This is a genomic window from Streptomyces sp. NPDC046870, from assembly GCF_040704595.1.
In the GTDB taxonomy this organism is placed as follows: Bacteria; Actinomycetota; Actinomycetes; order Streptomycetales; family Streptomycetaceae; genus Streptomyces; species Streptomyces argyrophylli.
Genome location: NZ_JBEYXM010000009.1, coordinates 200,187 through 221,469, shown reverse-complemented (window position 1 = coordinate 221,469; position 21,283 = coordinate 200,187). Strand labels below are relative to the sequence as shown.

At 71.8% G+C, this 21,283-nt stretch carries 21 protein-coding genes and 1 pseudogene; 11 read left to right on the top strand and 11 right to left on the bottom strand.

Going from position 1 to position 21,283, the window contains the following annotated elements; translation table 11 throughout:
* Nucleotides 1-72: 72 nt before the first annotated feature.
* From AB0946_RS21705 to AB0946_RS21695, 3 genes are all read right to left on the bottom strand, one after another.
* Nucleotides 73-561 carry a flavin reductase family protein gene (locus AB0946_RS21705; RefSeq protein ID WP_366762265.1) on the bottom strand — a complete coding sequence of 163 codons (489 nt, stop codon included), beginning with the start codon at nucleotides 559-561 and terminating at the stop codon, nucleotides 73-75.
* Nucleotides 562-665: 104 nt separating this feature from the next.
* The gene (locus AB0946_RS21700; protein ID WP_366762264.1) at nucleotides 666-1,535 is read right to left on the bottom strand and encodes a dioxygenase; all 870 of its coding nucleotides are present in this window, start codon (nucleotides 1,533-1,535) and stop codon (nucleotides 666-668) included.
* Nucleotides 1,528-2,661: a maleylacetate reductase gene (locus tag AB0946_RS21695; RefSeq protein ID WP_366762263.1), complete on the bottom strand. Its 1,134-nt coding sequence runs from the start codon at nucleotides 2,659-2,661 to the stop codon at nucleotides 1,528-1,530. Before AB0946_RS21695 ends, AB0946_RS21700 begins: the two co-directional genes overlap by 8 nt.
* A 421-nt stretch (nucleotides 2,662-3,082) precedes the next feature.
* On the opposite strand from AB0946_RS21695, the gene AB0946_RS21690 reads away from it, so the two are divergent.
* The 6 genes from AB0946_RS21690 (at nucleotide 3,083) to AB0946_RS21665 (ending at nucleotide 9,599) form a co-directional block, all read left to right on the top strand.
* A complete protein-coding gene (locus AB0946_RS21690) occupies nucleotides 3,083-3,943 on the top strand; it encodes a DMT family transporter (protein ID WP_366762262.1) in 861 nt (286 codons plus the stop codon).
* A gap of 340 nt (nucleotides 3,944-4,283) precedes the next feature.
* Nucleotides 4,284-4,964 carry a TetR/AcrR family transcriptional regulator gene (locus AB0946_RS21685; protein WP_366762261.1) on the top strand — a complete coding sequence of 227 codons (681 nt, stop codon included), beginning with the start codon at nucleotides 4,284-4,286 and terminating at the stop codon, nucleotides 4,962-4,964.
* A complete protein-coding gene (locus AB0946_RS21680; RefSeq protein ID WP_366762260.1) occupies nucleotides 4,961-5,716 on the top strand; it encodes an SDR family oxidoreductase in 756 nt (251 codons plus the stop codon). The genes AB0946_RS21685 and AB0946_RS21680 overlap by 4 nt, the downstream gene beginning before the upstream one ends.
* 57 nt (nucleotides 5,717-5,773) lie before the next feature.
* Complete coding sequence (locus AB0946_RS21675) at nucleotides 5,774-6,643, top strand: ABC transporter substrate-binding protein (RefSeq protein WP_366762259.1); 870 nt, start codon at nucleotides 5,774-5,776, stop codon at nucleotides 6,641-6,643.
* 479 nt (nucleotides 6,644-7,122) lie between these two features.
* Nucleotides 7,123-7,851 carry a DNA-3-methyladenine glycosylase gene (locus tag AB0946_RS21670; protein WP_366762258.1) on the top strand — a complete coding sequence of 243 codons (729 nt, stop codon included), beginning with the start codon at nucleotides 7,123-7,125 and terminating at the stop codon, nucleotides 7,849-7,851.
* 287 nt (nucleotides 7,852-8,138) lie between these two features.
* On the top strand, nucleotides 8,139-9,599 hold the full coding sequence (locus AB0946_RS21665) for an MFS transporter (RefSeq protein ID WP_366762257.1): 1,461 nt from the start codon (nucleotides 8,139-8,141) through the stop codon (nucleotides 9,597-9,599).
* A gap of 248 nt (nucleotides 9,600-9,847) precedes the next feature.
* Here the strand turns inward: AB0946_RS21665 and AB0946_RS21660 are convergent, their stop codons facing one another.
* From AB0946_RS21660 to AB0946_RS21645, 4 genes are all read right to left on the bottom strand, one after another.
* Nucleotides 9,848-10,174 carry a DUF1048 domain-containing protein gene (locus AB0946_RS21660; protein ID WP_366762256.1) on the bottom strand — a complete coding sequence of 109 codons (327 nt, stop codon included), beginning with the start codon at nucleotides 10,172-10,174 and terminating at the stop codon, nucleotides 9,848-9,850.
* A 1-nt stretch (nucleotide 10,175) separates the two neighbouring features.
* The gene (locus AB0946_RS21655; RefSeq protein WP_366762255.1) at nucleotides 10,176-10,532 is read right to left on the bottom strand and encodes a DUF1048 domain-containing protein; all 357 of its coding nucleotides are present in this window, start codon (nucleotides 10,530-10,532) and stop codon (nucleotides 10,176-10,178) included.
* Complete coding sequence (locus AB0946_RS21650; RefSeq protein WP_366762254.1) at nucleotides 10,529-10,855, bottom strand: PadR family transcriptional regulator; 327 nt, start codon at nucleotides 10,853-10,855, stop codon at nucleotides 10,529-10,531. The genes AB0946_RS21655 and AB0946_RS21650 overlap by 4 nt, the downstream gene beginning before the upstream one ends.
* A gap of 361 nt (nucleotides 10,856-11,216) precedes the next feature.
* Nucleotides 11,217-11,882: a hemerythrin domain-containing protein gene (locus AB0946_RS21645; RefSeq protein WP_366762253.1), complete on the bottom strand. Its 666-nt coding sequence runs from the start codon at nucleotides 11,880-11,882 to the stop codon at nucleotides 11,217-11,219.
* Between the two features lie 246 nt (nucleotides 11,883-12,128).
* Between AB0946_RS21645 and AB0946_RS21640 the strand changes: the two genes are divergently transcribed.
* Nucleotides 12,129-12,521: a hypothetical protein gene (locus AB0946_RS21640; protein WP_366762252.1), complete on the top strand. Its 393-nt coding sequence runs from the start codon at nucleotides 12,129-12,131 to the stop codon at nucleotides 12,519-12,521.
* Nucleotides 12,522-12,567: 46 nt separating this feature from the next.
* Here AB0946_RS21640 and AB0946_RS21635 read toward each other — a convergent pair whose 3' ends face one another.
* Nucleotides 12,568-14,340, bottom strand: a complete 1,773-nt coding sequence (locus tag AB0946_RS21635) for a glycoside hydrolase family 15 protein (RefSeq protein WP_366762251.1) — start codon at nucleotides 14,338-14,340, stop codon at nucleotides 12,568-12,570.
* 862 nt (nucleotides 14,341-15,202) lie between these two features.
* Here AB0946_RS21635 and AB0946_RS21630 point away from each other — a divergent pair.
* The 3 genes and pseudogenes from AB0946_RS21630 (at nucleotide 15,203) to AB0946_RS21620 (ending at nucleotide 18,138) form a co-directional block, all read left to right on the top strand.
* Entirely contained in the window at nucleotides 15,203-15,496 is a 294-nt protein-coding gene (locus tag AB0946_RS21630) for a hypothetical protein (RefSeq protein ID WP_366762250.1), read from the top strand.
* A pseudogene (locus AB0946_RS21625) lies at nucleotides 15,493-16,634 on the top strand (enolase C-terminal domain-like protein). The gene AB0946_RS21630 and the pseudogene AB0946_RS21625 overlap by 4 nt, the downstream one beginning before the upstream one ends.
* 283 nt (nucleotides 16,635-16,917) lie before the next feature.
* Nucleotides 16,918-18,138 carry a metallophosphoesterase gene (locus AB0946_RS21620; protein WP_366762249.1) on the top strand — a complete coding sequence of 407 codons (1,221 nt, stop codon included), beginning with the start codon at nucleotides 16,918-16,920 and terminating at the stop codon, nucleotides 18,136-18,138.
* Between the two features lie 225 nt (nucleotides 18,139-18,363).
* Here the strand turns inward: AB0946_RS21620 and AB0946_RS21615 are convergent, their stop codons facing one another.
* Nucleotides 18,364-19,110, bottom strand: a complete 747-nt coding sequence (locus tag AB0946_RS21615) for an SDR family oxidoreductase (RefSeq protein WP_366762248.1) — start codon at nucleotides 19,108-19,110, stop codon at nucleotides 18,364-18,366.
* A gap of 26 nt (nucleotides 19,111-19,136) precedes the next feature.
* Nucleotides 19,137-19,589 carry a MarR family winged helix-turn-helix transcriptional regulator gene (locus AB0946_RS21610; RefSeq protein WP_366762247.1) on the bottom strand — a complete coding sequence of 151 codons (453 nt, stop codon included), beginning with the start codon at nucleotides 19,587-19,589 and terminating at the stop codon, nucleotides 19,137-19,139.
* A 79-nt stretch (nucleotides 19,590-19,668) separates the two neighbouring features.
* Here AB0946_RS21610 and AB0946_RS21605 point away from each other — a divergent pair, with 79 nt between their 5' ends.
* The gene (locus tag AB0946_RS21605; RefSeq protein WP_366762246.1) at nucleotides 19,669-20,574 is read left to right on the top strand and encodes an NmrA family NAD(P)-binding protein; all 906 of its coding nucleotides are present in this window, start codon (nucleotides 19,669-19,671) and stop codon (nucleotides 20,572-20,574) included.
* A gap of 75 nt (nucleotides 20,575-20,649) precedes the next feature.
* Here AB0946_RS21605 and AB0946_RS21600 read toward each other — a convergent pair whose 3' ends face one another.
* Entirely contained in the window at nucleotides 20,650-21,267 is a 618-nt protein-coding gene (locus AB0946_RS21600) for a VOC family protein (RefSeq protein WP_366762245.1), read from the bottom strand.
* Nucleotides 21,268-21,283: the final 16 nt, after the last annotated feature.

The window sequence follows — 21,283 nt, the reverse complement described above, 5'->3', positions numbered from 1 at the left end:
ACGAGCCGGACGCCGGGGGCCGTGGTGGGCCTTCGGATCGGGCCGAGCCCGGCATGATCCGGACGAGAGGCCCTAGCGGGGGGATTCGAGCGTGCCGAAGTCTCCGCCGAAGTGGAGCAGCGGCCGCCCTTCCGCCCGGTGTTCGAAGTGGCGGACGTCGCCCACGAAGATGGTGTGGTCGCCGCCGGGCAGCGCCGCGGCGACGTCGCACACGACAGCCGCGATGGCGTCCTTCAGCACTGGCACGCCGTGGTCGTCGATGGTCTCCACACCCGCGAACTTGTCCGGCTTGGACACGGCGAAGTTCCGCGCGAGGTGCACGCTGTCCTCGCCGAGGACATTGACGGCGAAGCGACCGTGCTCCGCGATCGCAGTCCGGGTGTAGAGCTGGTTGCCGATGCACACGAGCAGTTGGAGCGGCTCCAGGGACAGCGCGGAGACGGCACTCGCCGTCATGCCGATGGGTGTGCTGCCCGAGCATGTGGTGATCACGCTGACGCCCGTGGCGAGCCGGCTCATCGTGGCCCGGAACCCGAAGACCACGTCGAGGGTTTCAGTCATCTGAGGACCTCCGTGAATGCGGGGCTGAGCTCCGCGGTGTGAGGGAGTGCTCGACGTCGGCCGTCCCCGTGGAATGACCGGCTCCCGTCGTGGTGCCGTGTGGATCAGTCCGTGACCAGGGGTTCGAGGACGAAGGTGCGGCGCAGCAGGGTGTACGGCACCTCGGTCGTTCCCCGGCGGGGCCCGGCGTCGGCCGCGTACGTGTCGTAGCGCTCGATCAGCGACTCCCTGACGCCGAACACCGGATCGGTGTCCAGGTACGGGTCGTCCGAGGGGAACAGCATGGTGGTCACGCGCTGGAATCCCGGGGCCTCGATCAGCAGGTGCACATGGGCGGGACGCATGAGCGACCTGCTGGTCGCCCTCATGAGCTCGCCGACCGGGCCGTCACCGGGGATCGGGTAGCTGGACGGGCGAATGGAACGGAAACCGAAGTGCCCCGTCCCGTCGGTGCGGAACAGCGCGCGCATGGCCGGCTCGTCCAGGCCGGGTACCTCCATGTCGTAGTGGCCGTCCGAGTCGCTGTGCCAGACGTCCACCGCCGCGTCCGCCACCGGCGCACCCTCGTGGTCCACGACCCGTCCCTCGAAGAACAGCGGGGTACCGGGCAGCCCACCGGAGATGTCGGCGGCGTCGGCCTGCTGCGGCCTGTCCTGACTGAAGTACGGGCCCAGCACGCTGTTCTGCGTGGCCCGGCTGGGGCGTCGGTTGGTCAGGGCATCGACCAGCATGGTGACGCCGAGCACGTCGGACAGCAGGATGAACTCCTGACGGGTCGGGGTGCACGTCTGCCCGGTGCGCGTCAGGAAGTCCACTCCCCGGGCCCATTCGTCCTCCGTCAGTTCGACGTCGCGGACGAAGGCGTGCAGGTGCCGCACCAGTGATTCCAGGATCTCGGCGACGCGGGCGTCCTTGGTGTCCCGCATGGTCGAGATGACGGCCTCGGTGATGGTGTCGCTGGTCAGATCACGCATGATGCGCTCCCGTCGTGGTCGGGTGGGGGGCGGCGGACTCGGTCCGGGGATGTCCGTCGCCGGGTGATGTGCACGGCTGCCGCCCTGCCCAGGCGCGGGCCAGGAGGGCGTGCACCGCCGTCCGTTCAACTGGTCGCGGGTTCCAGTAGCCGTCCCGCACGATGAGTTCGGCCGCCCGTTCGATGCCCGATTCCGGCATGCCGAGGTCCCGCAGTGCCCGGGGGGCGCCGAGCCTTCCCGCGAAGTCGAAGAGACCGCTCGCGGCGTCGGCCACCGACAGTGCCTTCGCGATACGTGTCATGGCCTCGGGTGCCGCCGGTGCGTTGTAGGCGGCCACGTGCGGCAGGACGACCGCGTGGGTTTCGGCGTGCGGAAGCCCGAACGTGCCGCCCAGCACATGGCACACCTTGTGATGCAGGGCCATGCCCACCGTGCCCAGGCACGTGCCCGCCAGCCACGCCCCGTACAGGGCGTCGGCCCGCGCCTCACCGCCGCGCGGACGTTGCGCGACGACCGGGAGGGACCGGGTGAGGGAGTCGAGCGCTTCGCCGGCCATCAGGAAGGCGAGCGGGTCCTGGTCCCGTGCGTACAGGGCCTCCACCGCGTGCGCCATCGCGTTGATGCCGCTGACCACCGATGCCGCCGCGGGAAACGTGAGCGTCAGGTCGACGTCGTACACCACGGTCCTCGGCAGCACTTCCGGCAGCCGTCGGGTCGTCTTCCGGCGCCCTTCGGTCTCTCCGAGGATCGGCGTCATCTCCGAGCCGGCGTAGGTGGTGGGCAGCGCCAGCTGTGGCAGCCCGGTCCGCAGGGCGATCGCCTTGCCGAGGCCGATGGCCGAGCCGCCGCCGACGGCGAGCACGCAGTCCGCTTGCACGGTTCCGGCGTACGCGACCGCCTTCTCCGTGACGTCGACGGGGGTATTCGGGACCGCTTCGGCGAAGGTTCCCACCGCCGCCGTACCCAGTGCGTCGTGTACCTCCGCTGCCTGGCCGGCCTGACCAGGTGTGCACAGGACGAGCACTCGACGGCATCCGAGGGCAGCGGCCTCTTCGGGGATACGGCTGCGCGTACCGCTGCCGAAGATCACCTTGGTGATCTGTCCCCGGTGCACGAATGTCTTCATGGGAATTCCCCCAGTCCCGCCGTCTGCTTGGAAACAGGACTTTCGGTGCTCGGCTGAGGGGCGGTCAACGGAATCAGCGAGGGATGACGTGCGCCGGCCGTGAAATACCTTGTTCACGGGACGGGCGCCGCGCCCGGGGCCCCGGGCTCGCGACGGATATCACCCATCTCCGTGATGCCGTGGGGTGCCCAGGAGCTGGACGGTGGATCCGTGACCTCTGTCGGGCGGGGACCCGCCTGTCGTGTGCACCCGGCCGTCGACGGCGCCCGTGTCCGCGCGATCGAGTTGGTGCGCCGACGACCCCTGCGCCGGTACCGGGCACCGGCACTTCGACCTGCGCACCCGACCGACGCCTTCGCTCGCAGTGCACTGCACGGGCGATCGATCTCGATCAGTGCGGCCCCATGGACAGGAGATCACGATGCTGACCGTGCTGTCGCCGATCCTCGCTCTGCTCGCGGCCGCGACCAACGCTCTGGGAACCGTGATGCAGCGCCGGGCCGCCACTGTCGTCCCGCGGTCCAGCGGTCTCCGCATCGGCCTGATGTGGGACCTGTTGCGCACACCGGTCTGGCTGCTCGGCATGGGCGGGGTCGTGCTGTCCGCGATGTTCCAGGGCGCCGCCCTGGCCACCGGTGCCCTGGCCGTCGTACAGCCGCTCTTCATGCTGGAGCTGCCGTTCGTGCTGCTGCTCGCGAGCGTCGTCTCCGGGCGTCCATTGCCCCGGGCCGGCTGGCTGCCCGTCGGCAGTATCGGGGCCGGCCTGTGCCTGACCCTGTTCGCGGCCGCGCCGACCGGTGGCACTCTGCCGATTTCGGCGACCCGGTGGACACCGGTGGTCTCCTGCTGCCTGCTCGCCGTCACGGTGCTGTGCGGCGTCGCGGTCAAGCTGCCCAACGGCCCGAGCCGCGCCGCGTGCATGGGTCTGGCCGCTGCCGTCGCCTACTCCCTCACCGCCGCGCTCATGAAGTCCTCGACCGTCCTTCTCGGCCGTCAGGGCATGAGCGCCTTCCTCACCGCATGGCAGACCTACGCGTTCGCCACTCTCGGCGTGTGCGCCCTGTTCCTGCTGGAGAACGCCATGCAGTCCGGACCGCTGGTCGCCTCCCAGCCGGCCCTGACCCTCGGGGACACACTGGTGAGCCTGGCTCTCGGTGTCACCCTCTACGGGGAGAGGCTCCGTGGTGGCTGGTGGCTGGCCCTCCAGGTATTCGGGCTCACGCTGGTGGCGTACGGGGTGACCCGCCTGTCACGTCAGCGCCTCGTTCCCGCAGGAATGTGAAACCCCTGATGCGCGCGACCGTGGCGTCGCACCGTGGAATCAGGTCTCAGCCAGGGTGGATGCGAATCGGGGGGACATCCCGACGGCGGAAAACACTCCGCGACAGACACGGAACGCACGCGCGTGACCGAACCCCAAGTCGGCCGCACGGCTGCGCTGCCGGCCGGTCCGATCGGGACTACCTCCGCGCCACCGTGGTCAGGGGACGAACGGCATCGCCGGGTGCTCATCGGGCCGGGCACCGCCGGGTAGCGTGCCCCCGCCGACCGGGCTTGCACGCCAGGCAGTGCGGCCGCGGCATGTCTTGACAGCGCAGGGACGGAAGGCAACGATGAGAACCATGGAAACTGATCGCGTTTCTCAAGTTTCCACTGGCGACGAGCGCCGTGCGGACGTGATCGTGGAGGCGGCCGGCCGGCTGTTCTTCGGGGCGGGTTCCGCGCGGGTGAGCATGGACGATCTCGCTCGTGAGCTAGGGATGAGCAAGAAGACGATCTATCGTCATTTCTCCGACAAGCACAGCCTGCTGGTCGCCGTGCTGGACCGCCAGTTCGCCGCCGTGGAGCGCATGTTGGAGGCGGTGGCCGAGGAGGCGGAAGGGCGGTCGTTCGGTGTGCGGGTGCAGCGGTTCCTGATCGCGGCGGGCGGTGAGCTCGGGCGGATCGGCGCGCCTCAACTCGCGACAGGGCGGGGCGACGCGATGCTGCGCCAGTACGTGGAGCAGCGTGTGGACGCGGTGGTCTACCGGCGGCTCGACGCGTTGTTCCGCGAGGGACACCAGCAGGGCTTGCTGCCGGCGCCTCCCGAGCTGCTGAGTGAGATCACCCGCGGCGCGCTGGAGCGGCTGCTCATGTCGGATCTGCCGCGTGATCTGGACTGGACCGCGGCCGATCTGCTGCGGGCGACCGTCGACACCGTGCTCCACGGGGCGATCCGCCCGGCGGACCAGGGCATCGACGACGGACAACCCCGGGCGGTCATCCCGACGGCCCGCGACGACGAGCAGGAGGTGGGCCCATGACCGGGACGGCCGGCAGGGTGGCGCTGGTGACGGGGGCCGGCAGCGGAATCGGCGCGGCCACGGCGCGACTTCTGGCCGCGCGAGGAATGCGCGTGGTGGTCAACTACCTCCGCAACACGAAGGCGGCCGAGGAGGTCGTGGCCGACATCGAGGCCACGGGCGGCCGGGCCATGGCCGTGCAGGCCGACGTGCGCGAGGAGACGGCCGTCGAGAGCATGGTCGGACAGGTCCAGGCGGCGTGGGGCGGCGTCGACGTGCTCGTGCACAACGCGCTCATCCCCTATGTGGTCAAGCCGTTCCAGGACATGACGTGGGAAGAACTGGGCGGCAAGATCGACGCCGAGATGCACGCGGCGTTCGCGGTCACCAAAGCCGTACTCCCCGCCATGACCCAACAGGGCTGGGGACGCCTCGTCTACATCGGCACCGGACTCAGCCGCGTGCCCCGGGCGGGCATGATCGCGCTGGGCGTCTCCAAGGCCGCACTCGAGCAGTTCGCCCGGTATCTCGCCCAGGAACTCGGCCCGCAGGGCATCACGGTCAACGTCGTCTCGCCCGGCCCGGTGGAGTCCCGCACCGCCGATGCCGTGCTCGACGACGCGACGAGGCGGCGGCAGGTGGCCGCCACCCCCCTGGGCCGCCTGGCACACCCGGCCGACGTCGCCCAAGCGGTCGCCTTCTACGCCGCCGAGGACAACTCCTTCATGACCGGCACCACGGCCGCGGTCAACGGCGGCATGGCCATGTACTGACACCCCGCTGACCTCCGCACGCGCGGCCGCCCCCTTGAACGATCACGAGAGACGCTCATGCACACGATCGACCTGGCCTACGTCGGACGGGGCCTGCACGAAGAACTCGCCGCCTACATCGCCGATCAGCAGGACTTCTACGCCGAGGAGGGTGTCCACGTCGCGCTGCGCGACGGCTGCACCTGGGACGTGGAACGGCTGCGCCGCTGCGCCACCATCGGGCTCGGCCGGGCGCTGCTGTCACGGCTGACCGACGGCACCCCGTGGGTCGCCCTCAGTGTCAACACCCACCGCCCGCTGTTCTGGTTCCTGGCCCGCCCCGGCCTGACCTCCCTGTCCGACCTGGCCGGCCGACGGCTGGCGGTCCACGCCCCGCACACCCCGCCCGGCGCGTTCGCCCGCATCGTGCTGCGTAAGGCCGGCCTCGATCCGGACCGCGACGTGAAGACCATCGTCCGCTCACCCGGCGACTACGGCATGGATGTGCGCCGGCTCAGCGACGGCAGCATCGACGCCGCCTACGTCGGCAGCACCATGGCGCCGGAGGCGGTGGCCGCCGAGCACGGCTGGCAGGTGCTGGCCTGGGTCGGGGACCACTTCCAGATCCCCACCGTGGGCGTGGCCGTCGACCCCACCTACATCTCACCGGACGACCCCGCCGTCCATGCCGTCGTACGAGCCCACCGGCGCGCCCTTCAGGTGATCCACGACGACCCCGACACCACGGTGCGCCACATGCGGACGTTCCTCGGCGGACAGACCGCGGAAGAAGCCCGAGCCCACTACGACGCCTTCATCGCGCCGTACTTCACCACGGACGGCCAGGCCGACCTCGCTGTCGGCGACAAGGCGATCACCGCGGTCGCCGCCGAACTCGGCGTTCCCGCCGGCGTCACCGCAGCCGAGTTCTTCCGCACCGCGCTCTAGGGATCAGGAGGTATCCGGCGAGTCTGGGCAGTCACCGAGATCCGGCAGACCGGCCCGTGCCGGACGAGGCCGGTCGTGTCTCCTCGACAGCCCGCCCCGGCACCGGCTCGGCCAGCGCGGGCGTGCCGCAAGGAACGGCCAGGTACCGCGTTGCGTGCACGCCGGCCGGCGCGTTCCATGACGCTCACCGAGTACGAAGGCCCGTGAAGTGCCGGCCGGCTGGATGCCCCCTCGTTGCGCCGCGATCGTCTCGCGCGCCGGGAAACGCTGACCCGGCGGACAAGTCCAGCACTCGGTCTCGCATGGCACCTCGTCCCGAGCGTGTTCCTTCCTCCAACGGCATGGTGTGCGTCCGGCTGGAAGGTCCGTATCCGAGGGCCTCACGGCACTTTCTCGGGCCATGGGAGGACGCAGGGAGAGCGCTGGGACGGTGGGGGCGTCGGATCCGGCGTCCCGGAATCCCGACAGGAGGCAGCGGCTTGGCACGGAAACGGACGGTCCCGGGCGTGGCGGGGGCCGGTCACGAGCAGTTGCGGGCATTCGACGACCCGGGGGCTGCGCCGGCAGGGCGGTCCGCCTTGCGCGAGCACTTCTTCGACCGGCCCGCCCTCGAGGTGGCTCCCGAACTGCTGGGGGCTCTCGTGGTCTCGCGTTCGCAGCGCGGCGTGACGGCGGTGCGCATCACCGAGGTGGAGGCGTACGAGGGGCCGGACGATCCGGCCTCGCACGCGTTCCGGGGCCCGAACCCGACCAATCGAGCGGAGTTCGGGGCCCCGGGGACCTTCTATGTGTACCGGACGCACGCGGTGCACCGGTGCCTGAACGCCGTCTGCGGACCCGGGCGGCGTCCCGCTTCGGTGCTGCTCCGCGCCGGGACCGTCGTGGAGGGAGCGGACGTCGCGCAAGAACGCCGGGGGCCCGGGGTGCGTGCGCGCGATCTGGCGCGCGGCCCGGCCAACCTCGCCCGTGCCTTGGGCATCGCCGATCTGCGTCATGACGGGCAGTCGGCGTGCGACGGGGCGGCGGAGTTGTTTCTCGCGGAGCCCTCCGGGGGCGTCTCGTCCGCGCGGGTCGGCCGAGGGCCGCGGACGGGGGTGGGCGGTCCCGCTGCTTCGTACCCCTGGCGCTTCTGGATGCTGGGCGAGTCGAGCGTCAGCGCCTATCGGGCGCACCCGGGGCCTCGCTCACGGAGGCGGGCGCAGGGCTGACCCCTCCGCCCGCCTGGGACACCACGAGTGCCGGTGCCGCTGCCCGAAGGCGGCGGCACCCGACGGCGCTTCAGCCTCGCTCCGGTAGCGGCACCGGGGTCTGCGACGAGCCGCGGCGAAGACCGAATGTGCGCCTTCGTTGTCCTTGTCCGCGGCCACACACGCCCGGCGCCTGCGAGTTGAACACCTCAGGAAACGTCCGCAGGCCGGGCCGGCCTGCCACCTCTCCTCCTGACACGGCGTCCGGGGGTACGGCGGCGGCCCGACCGAACAGAAGGCGATCAGTGATGACTCCGATCAGTCCCCTTCCCCAACCCGATCCACGCAGGTGGCGCGCGCTGGGGATCATCTGCCTCGTACAGGTGATGCTGCTCCTCGATGTGACCGTGGTCAATGTCGCGCTGCCCCCGATCCAGCACGATCTCGGTCTCACGACCACGGGCCTGGCCTGGGTGGTCAACGGCTACACCGTCACCTACGGGGGGCTGCTGATGCTCGGCGGGCGCCTGGGTGATCTGCTCGGCCGCAGACGCCTCTTCCTGACCGGTTTGGCGATCTTCGCGCTGTCGTCGGCGAGCGCCGGAGTGGCCCGGCAAGCCGGTGTCCTGATCGCCGGCCGCTTCGTCCAGGGCGTCGGTGCCGCACTCGTCAGCCCGGCGGCACTGTCCCTGGTGACGCTGCTGTTCACACAGCGGCAGGAAAGGGCACGGGCCATGGCCATCTGGAGCGGCCTGGCCGGAGTCGGTGTGGCGCTGGGCGTCGTGCTCTCGGGCGTCCTGACCACCATCGCCTCCTGGCGTTGGATCTTCTTCATCAACCTGCCCATCGCCGCATTCGCCTTTCTCGCCACCTTCAGGCTCGTCTCGGAAAGCCGGGCCACCAAGCGCGGTCGGCCTGACGTCCTCGGCGCCGTGACGGTCACCCTCGGTCTGCTCCTGGTCGTGTTCGGCCTCCTGGAGAAGGACAGCCACGCATGGCTCTCGTTCTCCGTCCTGGGCTGCGTCGGGATCGGTGTGCTCTGTTTGGTCGGTTTCGTACTGGTGGAGGCGCGCGTGGCCCAGCCTCTGGTGCCCCTGGCCTTCCTGCGCTCACGTAACCGGAGCATCGCCAACGTCGTCCGCATCTGCTACTACGTCGGTTTCGCCACCCTTTTCTTCTCACTGAGCCTGTACGTCCAGCACATACTGCGCTTTTCCGCGCTGGCGACCGGATTCGCCTTCATACCGTTCGGGTTGGTCATTCTCTTCAGCGCCACCGTATTGGCACCACGCCTCCTCCCCCGTTTCGGTCTGCGAGCCCTGAACGGAGGGGGACTTGCGGTCACCACGGTCGGCTACCTGCTTCTGGCCAGGCTGAGCGGCCACGGCACCTACGTGGCCGACGTACTGCCCGGACTGGTCCTCGTGCCGCTGGGAGGCGGCCTCGTCCTCGTCGGATCCACTGTCGCCGGAGTGGACGGCGCCACCGGTGAGGACGCGGGCATCGCCACCAGCATGAACAACGCGTCCATGCAGATCGGCAGCGCCATCGGTCTGGCTGCGCTGGTCTCACTGGGCAGCGGCCACGCCGCCGTGCTGCGGCGTGCGGGCGCCGACCAGGTGACCGCGGCCGCGCACGGCTACGCCTTCAGCTTCGCCATCGCCGCCGGCATGACGGCCTTCGGTGCGCTCCTCGGGTTCCTCGGTATCCACTCGACGCCGGCCGAGACTCCGGCGGTGCGGGCCGACGCCGGGCGGCGCATGGTCTGACGTGCCGCCGGCAGCGAAGGCGAGAGTCCTGCGGCCGCGGTGGGCCTGGCGGAACGGTGCTGCCGCCGCGCGATCGGCGGTCGTGGCGGGCCGATCCTGACGGCACCCTTCGGGCAGGATTGCCGGGCCCCTCCGTCCGGGCTGCGGCTCCGGGGACGCTGCCGGCGTCGGATCGCGCCGCGCCGGGGCGCGCGCACCGCCCGGGCGGGCAGCGCGCCCCGGCAGGGGGCGTCAGGAGGCCGGGGGCGTCACTTCTCGTCCGCGCCGGGTTCCGCGCCGATGGACGCCTGGTAGACATCCGCGTACGTGGGAGAGTCCTTGACCAGGTCGTCGCAGAACGCGGCGACGTCGGTGCCGATGAGCTCCAGGACCCCCTTGCCTTCGACGACGCCCTCCTCGAAGAAGTCGACGATCCCGGGGAGCAGGGGCCCGTCGGGCAGGCTGACCGGTCCGACCTTGAACAGGTACTTCTGCATCTCCTTGTAGACGATCTGGTAGTCCGGCGGGAGAGCCTTGACCCGGGCCATGTGCGCCCGCCACTGCTTCTTGCCCTCGATGATGTCCTGGATGCTCACGTCAGCCTCCCAGCCGGCTCAGTTTCCTCGCCACGTTCCTGTTCAGCTGCTCGCGCCAGCGGTCCCGATGGGTTCGAGCCCCCTCTCCGCCGGCCAGCGCGGTGCAGAAGCCCGGGATGTCGTCGCCGAGCACGTCATGGACGCTCTGCCCGTCCGCCGCCGCCATTTCCAGCAGCCCCAGCGCGGAGTCGAGGATCGGCATCAGATTGCGGCCGGTGAAGTTCCCGTAGGGGAAGAGGTGGGCGGTGATCTGTCCCCACGCCGCCCGGTGGTCGTCCGGCAGGGCCTCGGCCCGGGCTTCGAACGCCTTCCACTCCCTGGTGAGATCGCTGCCTGTGACCTTCTCCCAGAAGCTCATCCCCCGCCCTTTCTGAGCTTGTCGATGCGTGATGAGAGGTACTGCCATTTCGCCCAGAACTTCGCCAGTTCCTCGCGCCCGGCGTCGTTGAGCGCGTAGAACTTGCGCGGCGGACCGACCCCGGACGGGCGTTTCGACACCTGGACGAGCCCGTTCCTCTCCAGCCGCAGCAAGATGGTGTAGACCGTCCCCTCGATGACGTCGGTGAAGCCGAGCTCGTTCAGCCGGCGGGTGATGGCGTACCCGTAGGTTTCCTCGCTGCCGATGATTTCGAGCACGCAGCCTTCGAGCGTGCCCTTCAGCATCTCCGTCAGGTCGTCCATCGCGGGTGCCCCTCAGCCTGCCGGTACTGCGTGGTACCGAGTACCGCTACACGGTATCACCGAGTAGTGAAGGGCGGCTGGCGTGCGCCCGCGTGTTCAGGCAGCGGGGCCCGGCGGTCGTCGCAGGACGAGCGGTTGCGAGCCTGGGCACGTGGCGTCTGTCCGTCGACTTCGCGCTCGGGTGCGGTCGGCCTGGGGCTGTCGGGGCAGCCGGCCCACTGACCGGGCGCGGAAGCGGTGGCGTGGGCGGCGTCCCTGTGGTGACGGCGTCTTCGCGAAGCAACCGCCGCGCAGGCGTCCGCTCAGCGGGTGAAGCCTGCGCGCACGGAGAACACACGCACGACCTGGAGTGCCTGTCGCGTCACGACGCGGTGCCGTGGCGAAGGGCGTCGAGGGCCCGGTCGACCGGGCCGAGGATCGGCGCGGCCAGCTTGTTCGCGGCCTCGTTGTTGACCCACCGGTGCGGCCGGGTCGGGGCGTACGCCTGGGTGAGCTTGACCTCGGCGCCCAGCATGCGCAGCCGGGGCAGGCTGACGGCCTTGCGGAGCGCCTGGAACTCCTCGCGTTCCTCACGCGCGGCGTGCCGGGTGACCGCGCGCCTGACCTCGTTCAGGCGCCGCAGGTATCCGGTCCCGTGGGGCCCTGTGCGCCAGAGGGCGATCAGCAGTTCCTTGGCCTGCTTCTCCTCGGCGCGGCGGCGGGCCGCCAGCTCACGGCCGTGTTCCAGCGCGCGACGCGCGACGGGATGCACGTGCGCCTCCTCGGCGGCCTCGTGGACGGCGAGGAGGCGCATCAGCCGGTCGAAGTTACGGCGGCGCCACGGGCCGGGAAGGGCGGCCTGGAGGAAGCCCAGCTTGATCTGCCGGTGCTGGCGGGTGAGCACGTCCACGACGTTCTCGCCGCCGAGGGCTCCCAGCGCCCGCATGGACCAGGCGGAGAGGGTCGGTGCGGCTTTGGCCGTCGCCTTTCCCGCGAGCGACGGCGTCGTCGCCATCTTCTGTGCGGCCTGCTTCGTCAAGGTGCCCATGTCGGTCCCTCCTCACTGCTGTCTCAGCGGTCCTGGGTACCCCCGCCTGCCTCACCCACGCGCGGGGCCGACCCGATGCGGCAACCGGCGGAACCGCGACACCCGGTCGGCTGAGCCTGGTCCTGGTGTGGGTCCTCGACGGCGGGCTTCTCGTCTCGCCGCGGGAAGAAGGAATCACCGGGCGCGCTCGGCGCGCAGTCGACGCCCAGGGCGGCCAGGGGAAGTACGTGACGAAGGCGGCTGCCGATGGCCTGGTGGAAGAAACACAAGAAGACGGCGCAGGTCCGGCTGGACCTGTGCGACCTGTGCGCGGCCACCTTCACCGAGGGTGAGGCGGTGCGCGGCTACGTGCCCGACTCGTCCTCCGCGAGCCCGGACAACGACTGGTTCGACGGTCTGCGGCTCATCACGGCGTGCGGCGAGGCGCACTTCGCGATCGTGCGGGAGATCTACGGGCACCGCCCGTTCACGTACGAGGAACTGTGGGCGGCGAAGATCACCCGGGCCCTGACCTGCGGACCGCCCGTCCTCGGCCTGGAGGAACTGGGATGCCGGACCGGGCTGCAGCCCGAGGAGATCGGACGCGCCATCGCCTGGCACAACGAACACCTCGGGTCCCGCGAACGACGCGAACCGTGAGGCGAGGAGAGTCCCAAGGTGATCGGCGCCGGGCTGCCCGACCGCGTCAGCGCGGCAGCGCCGAAGCGTCGCTGAGCCGGACCGCGCACTCCAGCAGCATGGCGTGGACGAACGCCTGGGGCAGGTTGCCGCGCAGCTGGCGCTGACGCACGTCGTACTCCTCCGCAAACAGCCCGGACGGCCCGCAGGCCGCCCGGGTCCGTTCGAACCAGCGCAGCGCACCGGCCCGGTCACCGAGGTGGTCCGTGGCCAGTGCCATGGTGAACCCGCAGAACAGAAAGGCTCCCTCGGCCTCACCGAGGGGGACTCCGGGGTGGACGAAGCGGTACAGGTAGCCGTCGTCGGCCAGCTCCTCCTCGACGAAGCGGCGGGTGATCGCGTTGCTGGGGTCGTCGGCGGGAGGGCAGCCGCGGGCCAGGGGCGTCAGCAGCGCGGCCTCCGGCCCGTCGTCGTCCGCGGCCCGGCGCCAGTGGCCGTCCCCGCGCAGACAGCGGCGCCGGGTCTCGGCGTACACGGTGCCGGCCAGGTCGGCGCATCGCTGTCCGGACCCGCCCGGCAGCACCTGGGCCGCCCGGCGCAGGCCCGCGACCACACTGAGCCGGGACTGGGTCCACCACCGGTCCTCCAGCTCCCACAGGCCGGCGTCGGGCCGCGCCCAGTTGCGCTCCACCGCGTCCACGGTGACCGTCATGGCCCGCTCGGCCTCCCGGGTGAGACGGTCGTGGTGGGCCGCGGCGGCGAACAGTTGCAGCGCCTCCCCGAACACGTCGAGCTGGAACTGCTCGGCCGCATGGTTCCCGACACGGTCGTCGCCCCCCGGATACCCGCGCAGCGGAAGCTCGTGCTGGCCGGGTACGGCGCCGCCGTCGACGGTGTAGGCGGGGTGCAGGTGCTCACCGTCGGCGAGGACCCTCTCGGCGGTGAAGCGCACCGCGGTGTCGAGCAGCTCGTGCGGGCCGTGGGTGGCGACGGCGAGACCGGCGTAGCACTGGTCGCGGATCCAGGCGAAGCGGTAGTCGTAGTTGCGGCCGGTGTCCGCCCGTTCCGGCAGCGAGGTGGTGGCCGCCGCGACCATGCCGCCGGAGGTACTCGTCAGGCCGCGCAGCACGGCGTAGGCGTGCCGGGCGTCACGCGGAGCGGCCAGCGCCGAGCAGTCGGGCACGGACCGCCGCCAGGTCCGCTCCGTCCGCTCCTCGGGGTCCAGCCGGTCCGTGTGTTCCCGCGTCGACAGCTCCAGGACGAGGTCGTGCCGCTCGCCCTTGCGCAGCCGGAACTCGCCGCGCAGCCCGGACTCCGGGTGCCAGGCCGCCCGGTGCGCGCCGAGCAGGCGGAGCCGCAGGCCGTCGGCGTCCGCGTGCCACACCTCGTCCCGCAGGCGGGGATCGCGCACCCGGCGCGCGCCGAACCCGGGCCGGGGATCGAGGGCCACCCGCAGCCGGGCCTCGCCCGCCTCGACGCGCATCCGGCGCAGCAGTACCAGGCGGTCCGTAGTGGCCGGCATGGCCAGCGCGTCACGGCACTCGACCACGGCGTCGCCGGTCACCCAGCGGCTGACCCGGATCAGCGTGCCGTCCTCGTAGTAGCCACCCCAGACGTGCCAGCGGTCCACCGGTTCGACGGCGAAGTAGCCGCTGCCTCCGATGAGCGAGGAGAACACCGCCTCGCTGTGCCAGCGCGGGGCGCACAGCCAGACGATCCGTCCCGCCGGGTCCACCACGGCGCCGCGTTCGCCGTCGGCCAGGACCGCGTAGTCCCGCAGCACCCACGGTGGGCAGACGCCGTTCCCCAGCCCTGTCCGTCCGTCCGCTCTCTCGTTCATGGACCCTGGGATTTCCCCGCAATCCGGCCGGGAAACGGCCCGTACGCCGCAACGGGCGCAGCGCGGTGCGCCCGCCGCCTTCCGGAAAGGGGCACCGGTCCCGAGCGCCGGGCCCCGGACGGCGGGGGCATCCCGTCCGGCGGGCACGCGCTCCGCCGGGGCCGGGCGCGTACTCCCTCGCCGGGAAGGCGCCGGCGACGAGATCCGCGTACCCGGCCGGTCGGCAGCGGACCCGCGGCTGTGGCGAGCCCCCGCACGAGGTCACGGACGCCCAGGGTCCGTGACGACGACGTCGGCGGCACTGCTCGCTGGTGGCACGGGCGGTCACGGCACTGCGCCGCCGTGCGGCCATCGGCTCGGGGTGCGCCGGCAGCGGGTACGCGGTGGGGCCCAGCGTGGCGGAGAAGCTCGACCGGCGGAGTGGTCCTCGCATGGGACGCACGACGGCGGGGACCCATGACCATGCCCGGGAACACCGTTCAGCGCAGAGGCTCAGATGACTCCCCTCGCCCCCCTTCGTCCGCCGCTGAGCTCCGCAGCCGACGGGGCGCTCACCTCCCCGCGGATCGACGAGCTCACGGGCGGTGTCCGGCGGCAGCCGACGGCCCGGGAACGGGAGGGCGGCGGCGAGGAGCGGGACGACCTCTTCCGGGTCGCCTGTCCGGATCTGGTCGAGGCCGTCGGCGGTCAGGCACGCGCTCCGACGCAGCCGTGCGACAAGGGCCGCGGGACCGCCATGCCACCGGTGAACGCCTGCTCGTACACCCGGCCGCACGCGCAGGCGGGACCAGCGGTCGTTCATGGCCGTGGCCGCAGGTCACCGCGTACGGATCACGGAGAGACCCATCCGAAGGAGCATGTCATGACACTGGTGGCCGGCCATGTGCCGCACCGCTTGCGGGAACGGCGGGTCGAGCGGATCCACGGCTGTCCCGGTGACGCGACCAACGGGCTGCCCGGCGCCTTCGACCGGGCGAAGGGAGCGCCGGTCGAGGCGGACCAGGAGATCGCCCCGGTCCCATCGCACGTCACGCCGGCGCAGGGCAGGAAGGCCGCCGGGGCCGGCGTACGCGGTCCGGAACGGGTGGGCGTCGCGGCCAGGGGCGTCCGGAAGCCCACCGAGGGGCCCGAGCAGCTTCCGGGACGGCACTCATGAGCGGTGAGGGAACGGACCTGGACGCCGTGCGGATCGACTCGGTCGACGTGCACGCCTTCGAGGTGCCGACCGACGGCCCGGACGGAAAGGAACAGGACGGCACCCTGGAGTGGGACTCCACGACCCTGGTCCTCGTCCAGGTCCACGCCGGCGGGCGCACCGGGCTCGGTTACACCTACGGGGACGTATCGGTCGCCTCCTTCATCGATTCCCGGCTCACCGGTCTGCTGCGGGGCGAGCGCGTCTCCTCGCCCGGGGCCCTGTGGCAGCTGATGGGACGGCAGATCCGCAACGCCGGCCGCCCCGGGGTCGGCGCCATGGCCGTCTCCGCGGTGGACGTGGCCCTGTGGGACCTCAAGGCCAGGCTGCTGGACCTGCCGCTGATCCACCTCCTGCCCGCCTGCCACGACCGGGTGCCGGTCTACGGCAGCGGCGGATTCACCAACTACCCCCTGGACCGCCTCAGCGACCAGCTCACCGGATGGGTGGAGCAGGGCATCCCGCGTGTCAAGCTCAAGACCTCCAGGGACCCCGAACGCGATCCGCGGCGTCTCACGGCCGTACGCAAGGCCGTCGGCGACGGGACGGAGATCCTCACCGACGCCAACGGTGCGCTGGACCGCAAGCAGGCGCTGTACTGGGCCCAGCGCTTCCACGACGACTGGGACGTGCGCTGGTTCGAGGAACCCGTCGGCTCCGCCGACCTGGAGGGGCTGCGCATGCTGGTCGAGCGGGGTCCCGCGCGGCTGGAGATCGCGGCGGTGAATACGCCTACACCGCACGGGACTTCGTCAACCTGGTCCAGGGCCCCGCCGTGGACTGCCTCCAGGCCGACGTCACCCGCTGCGGCGGGATCACCGGCGTCCTGGAGACGGCCGGCCTGGCCTCGGCCCACCAGCTGGACCTGTCCGCGCACTGCGCGCCGGCGGTGTCGGCCCACGCGTTCTGCGCGGTGCGCCGGTCGCGGCACCTGGAGTACTTCCACGACCACGTGCGGCTGGAGCGCCTGCTGTTCCACGGCACGCTGTCCCCCGAGGGCGGCGCCCTGCGCCCCGACACCTCCCGGCCCGGCCTCGGCCTGGAGGTCAAGTGGCCCGACGCCGAGCGCCACCGCGTGTACGGAAGCCGGAACCCCTGACCAGGCTCGCGAAGGAGAGCCGGGAACCGGGGGCGAAGCCGAACCGCCGGACGACGACCCGGGAGATCCCGGCCAGGACGCACACGTGGGGCCCCCAGGGCCGCGGTGGCCGCCGACACCGCCGGAACGGCGCAGGCACCCCACGGCTCAGCGGTCCCTCTTCCATCGGCCGGGCCGGGACCCGCTCCCCCGGCGTCGGGCCGCTCCCGTGACGGCCGGTCCGGACGGGCCGGAGGCGACCGGATACAGTGCCCGGAGGGCAGCATGGTCAGGGAGGGGAAGCGTGACCGACACCAGCGAAACCCGGTCCGCCGAGGGTGCGGCGCGAGCGACTCGGCCGAGCCTGCTGTACCGCCTGATGCGCTACGTCCCCCTGATCGCCCCCGTCCTGCTGTGGGCCGTGCCCTGCTGGGTGCTGCTGTACACCGGCCAGCACTGGCCGCTGCCCGTCACGCTGGTCGGCACCGCCCTGTTCGTCCTCGGCCTCGCCGGTATGCCGCTTGCGATGGTGCGCGGCCACGGCCGGCGCCAGCAGGACCGGGCGGCGATCGTCGGTGACACCCTGCTGGGCAGCAGCTGGGTGCTGTTCACGTGGTCCGTTCTGCTCGGCGTCCTCCTGCGGCTCGCCCTGACCGTGGCCGGCGTCGGCGAGAGCCAGGACCGCGCCCGCGTCGTCACGTGGGCCGTCCTCGGCGTGACCGCCGTACTGCTCGGCTGGGGGTACGCCGAGGCCCGCCGCGTGCCACGCGTGCGCCGACTCGACGTGCGACTCCCGCGACTGGGTGCCGGGCTGGACGGCCTGCGCGTCGTCCTCATCACCGACACCCACTACGGCCCCCTCGATCGCGCCCGCTGGTCGGCACGGGTGTGCGAGACCGTGAACTCCCTGGAAGCCGACCTTGTCTGCCACACCGGCGACATCGCGGACGGCACGGCCGAACGCCGCCGCGCCCAGGCCACCCCGCTCGGCACCGTGCGGGCCGCCCACGCCCGGGTCTACGTCACCGGCAACCACGAGTACTACAGCGAGGCCCAGGGCTGGGTCGACCTGATGGGCGAGCTGGGCTGGGAGCCGCTGCGCAACCGCCACCTGCTGCTGGAGCGCGGCGGCGACACCCTCGTGGTCGCCGGCGTGGACGACGTCACCGCCGAGTCCTCCGGCCTGGCAGGCCACCGCGCCCATCTCGCCGGAGCCCTGGACGGCGCCGACCCCGGCCTGCCCGTCCTGCTCCTGGCACACCAGCCGAAGTTCGTCGACCGGGCGGCGGCCGCAGGCATCGACCTCCAGCTCTCCGGCCACACCCACGGCGGACAGATCTGGCCGTTCCACCACCTCGTCCGCCTCGACCAGCCCGCCCTCGCCGGCCTCAGCCACCACGGCGCCCGCACCCTGCTCTACACCAGCCGCGGCACCGGCTTCTGGGGTCCGCCGTTCCGCGTCTTCGCCCCCAGCGAGATCACCCTGCTGGTGCTCCGCGGCCCGCACCCGCCCACCTCGCCGTAGCACGGGCCCGGCCGACACCCCCCGGGCGAGGGGCGGCCGCCGTCACAGCTCACAGCCATGTCCCGTCGCGCATGACTCTTGCCCGGTGCCGGCGGCCGGCTCATCTTCACCTTCGAGGCCGACGTTCACCACCTGCCAGGGCAACACCTCCACCCGCCCCCCGGAAACGACCGCCCCTCCCGGACCCAGGCCGACACGCGAGCGCATACGGGCCGTCGCCCAAGGTCACCGGCCGCGCTCTGCCAGCCATTCGTCGAAGGTCGTGGGCGCGATGCGGGCGTCGTCGCCGGGCAGGAGCACGTCACCGGCCATCTCCGGGCCCAGCACCGACGACCACGTCGGCACGAGCGTGACCGCGTGGCCGCGCGCGTCGTTGGTCCGCCGGGCCATGTCCACCAGGTCCTGCGTCTCCGGGCCGGCGACATCGCGGTAGCGCCCCTGGGGCGGGCCGGCGGCGATCTCGGCGAGGATGCCGGCGACGTCCGCCGGAGCGACCGGCTGGACGAGGAGCGGGGGGATCGTGGCGGTGCCGTCCCGCTCGGTCCATTGCGTCACGGTCGCGGCGAAGTCGTGGAACTGGGTGGCCGGAACGATCGTCCACGGCACCGGGCCCTCGGTGACCAGGCGTTCCTGCTCACGCTTGCCGGCGTAGTGCGCGTTGCCCTCGACGCGGTCGACACCGACGATCGTGAGGAGCACGTGGTGCCGGACCCCGGCGCGTGCCTCGGCGGCCAGCAGGTTCCGGGTCGTGGTACCGAAGTACGTCACCGCCCGCTCCCGGTCGGCGGTCTCGAAGCTGGTGGTGTCCACGACGGCCGCCACGCCGGTCAGGGCGGCGTCCAGGCCGTGCCCGGTCATCAGGTCCACGCCCAGGGAGCGGCTGATGCGTACCACGTCGTGTCCGGCCCGCTCCAGCGCGGTGACGGTGCGGGCTCCGATGTTCCCGGTCGCCCCGGCGACAGCGATGCGCATGACCGGTTCTCCCTGTCACCCGGCTGTCACTCGGCCCAGGGCTGGAACCCGGTGTCCAGGACGCCTCCGAGAGCGGCGCGGAGCCGGGCGGCCTCGCCCTGCCCGTAGCTCTCCTCGAACCGCGACTGCACGGTTCGCCAGTACGGCAGGGCGGCCTTCATCCGGGCGAGGCCGTCCTCGGTGAGGGTGACGACGCGCACCCTGCGGTCCGTCGGCGAGGGTTCGACCGTGACGAGGCCCTCGCGTGCGAGTGGCTTGAGATTGGTGGCCAGGGTGGTGCGGTCCATGGCGATCATCTCGGCCAGGCTCGTGATGGTGACCTTCTCCTGGGTGCTCAGCTTCTGCAGGATGCTGAACTGGGTCGCCCGCAGACCCGTCGGTGCGAGCGCCTTGTCGTAGGTGGCACCGAGGTACCGGGCCGCCTTGCGCAGGGCCAGGTTGTTGCACAGTTCGACGGTGTCTGTCTCGGGGCGGGTCATGATCTCCTCCGGATACCTGCATCCGCGTATGAGTATATGCTCCTAACAGTCCTTTCGCCAGAGAGAAGGTGTCGAGCCGATGACCACAAGGGATCTCGTCCTGATCACGGGCGCGGGCGACGTGGGCCGCGGGGTCGTCGAGAGGCTGCGGGCGCAGGACGTCCCGGTGCGCGTCATGGTGCGCCGGGACGACGACCGTGCCGCGCGCCTGCGGACCCTCGGCGCGGACACCGTCCTCGGTGACCTCACACGCCCGGAGACGGTCGCCGCCGCCTTGCAGGGCGTGGGCACCCTGTACTTCGCCATGCCCGTGTCACCCGACCACCTTCTCGCGGCGACCGTCGTGGCGAGCGTCGCGCGCGAGTACGGCGGCCTCGGCGCTCTCGTCGGCATGTCGCAGATGACCGTCTCGCAGATGACCGCCACCAGTACCGCCGAGTCCCACCAGCAGCGGCTGCACTGGCTGGCCGAGCAGGTGCTGAACTGGTCCGGCCTGCCCGTCGTCCACATCCGGCCGACCGCGTTCCTGGACAACCCGCTGTTCACCACGCTGGCGGCGCGGACCATCCGGGAGAACGGCACGATCGCGCTGCCGTTCGGAGCGGGGCGCACCTCGCCGATCGCGGTGGACGACGTCGCCAGGACGGTCGCGACCGTGCTGCGGGATCCGCTGCCCCACGTGGGGAACGTCTACGAGCTGACCGGGCCGCGCACCGTCGACATGACGGAGATGGCCGAGGCCTTCTCCGAGGCGCTGGGGCGGCCGGTGTCGTACGTGGACGTGCCGCTCGACCGGTGGCGGGAGGAGGTGCTCTCGGTGATCGGCCTGCCGCCGCACGTGGAGCAGCACATCCTCACCATGTGCCGCCTGCACCGGCAGAACCGCTACGACCGGGCCTCCGGCGACGTCGAGCGTCTGACCGGCGCCCCCGCGCGGACGATCGAGGAGTTCGTGGCGGCCCGCAGGGACTTCTACCTCGGCTGACGGCCGCCTCGGGACGCATTCTCGACGGGAGCACAGGCCACCAGCACGGTGAGGGAACCCGCGTCGGCGACGGGTTCAGGCGGGCGGTTCCGTGCCGGCCTGCTGGCTGACCATGTAGCGCGCGTACCAGTCGGGCCAGTCCGGGTCCTCCGTGCCGGTGCGGGACTCGTGCTCGTCATGTGCCGCCGCGGCCCGCCGCAGGGCGCTCGCCAGGTCGTCGGCCGAGGAGAACGAGGTGACCGCAGGATCCAGCCGCCCCGGGAGCCGGGTGGTGACCTCCTGGAGGAACCAGCCGTTGCCGTCCGGGTCGCTGAAGGTCAGGTAGGAGCCGTAACTGCCGCGTTCCGGGTCGGGGCCGGACACCCGGGCCTCGGTGCCGGCGTGGTGGAAGATCCCGCCGACGTCGTGGAACACCTCACTCGGGTCGGCCCCGCGCCGCGTCAGCTCCTCATGGGCGGCCTCGATGTCGTCGACGACCAGGTACAGGCCCTGGGCCGAGCCCGGGGGCCGGTCGGTGACCGATGAACCGAAGATGACCGACGCCGGGGAACCGGGAGGGGTCACCTGCACCACCCGGAAGTTCTCTTCGGGTGCGAAGTCCGCGTCGAGCCGCCAGCCGAGTCCGGTGTAGAAGTCCTTGGCGCGGTCGACGTCGGCCACCGGCACCACGACGATCTCCAGTTTCATGTCCATGACTTGTGCTTCCCTC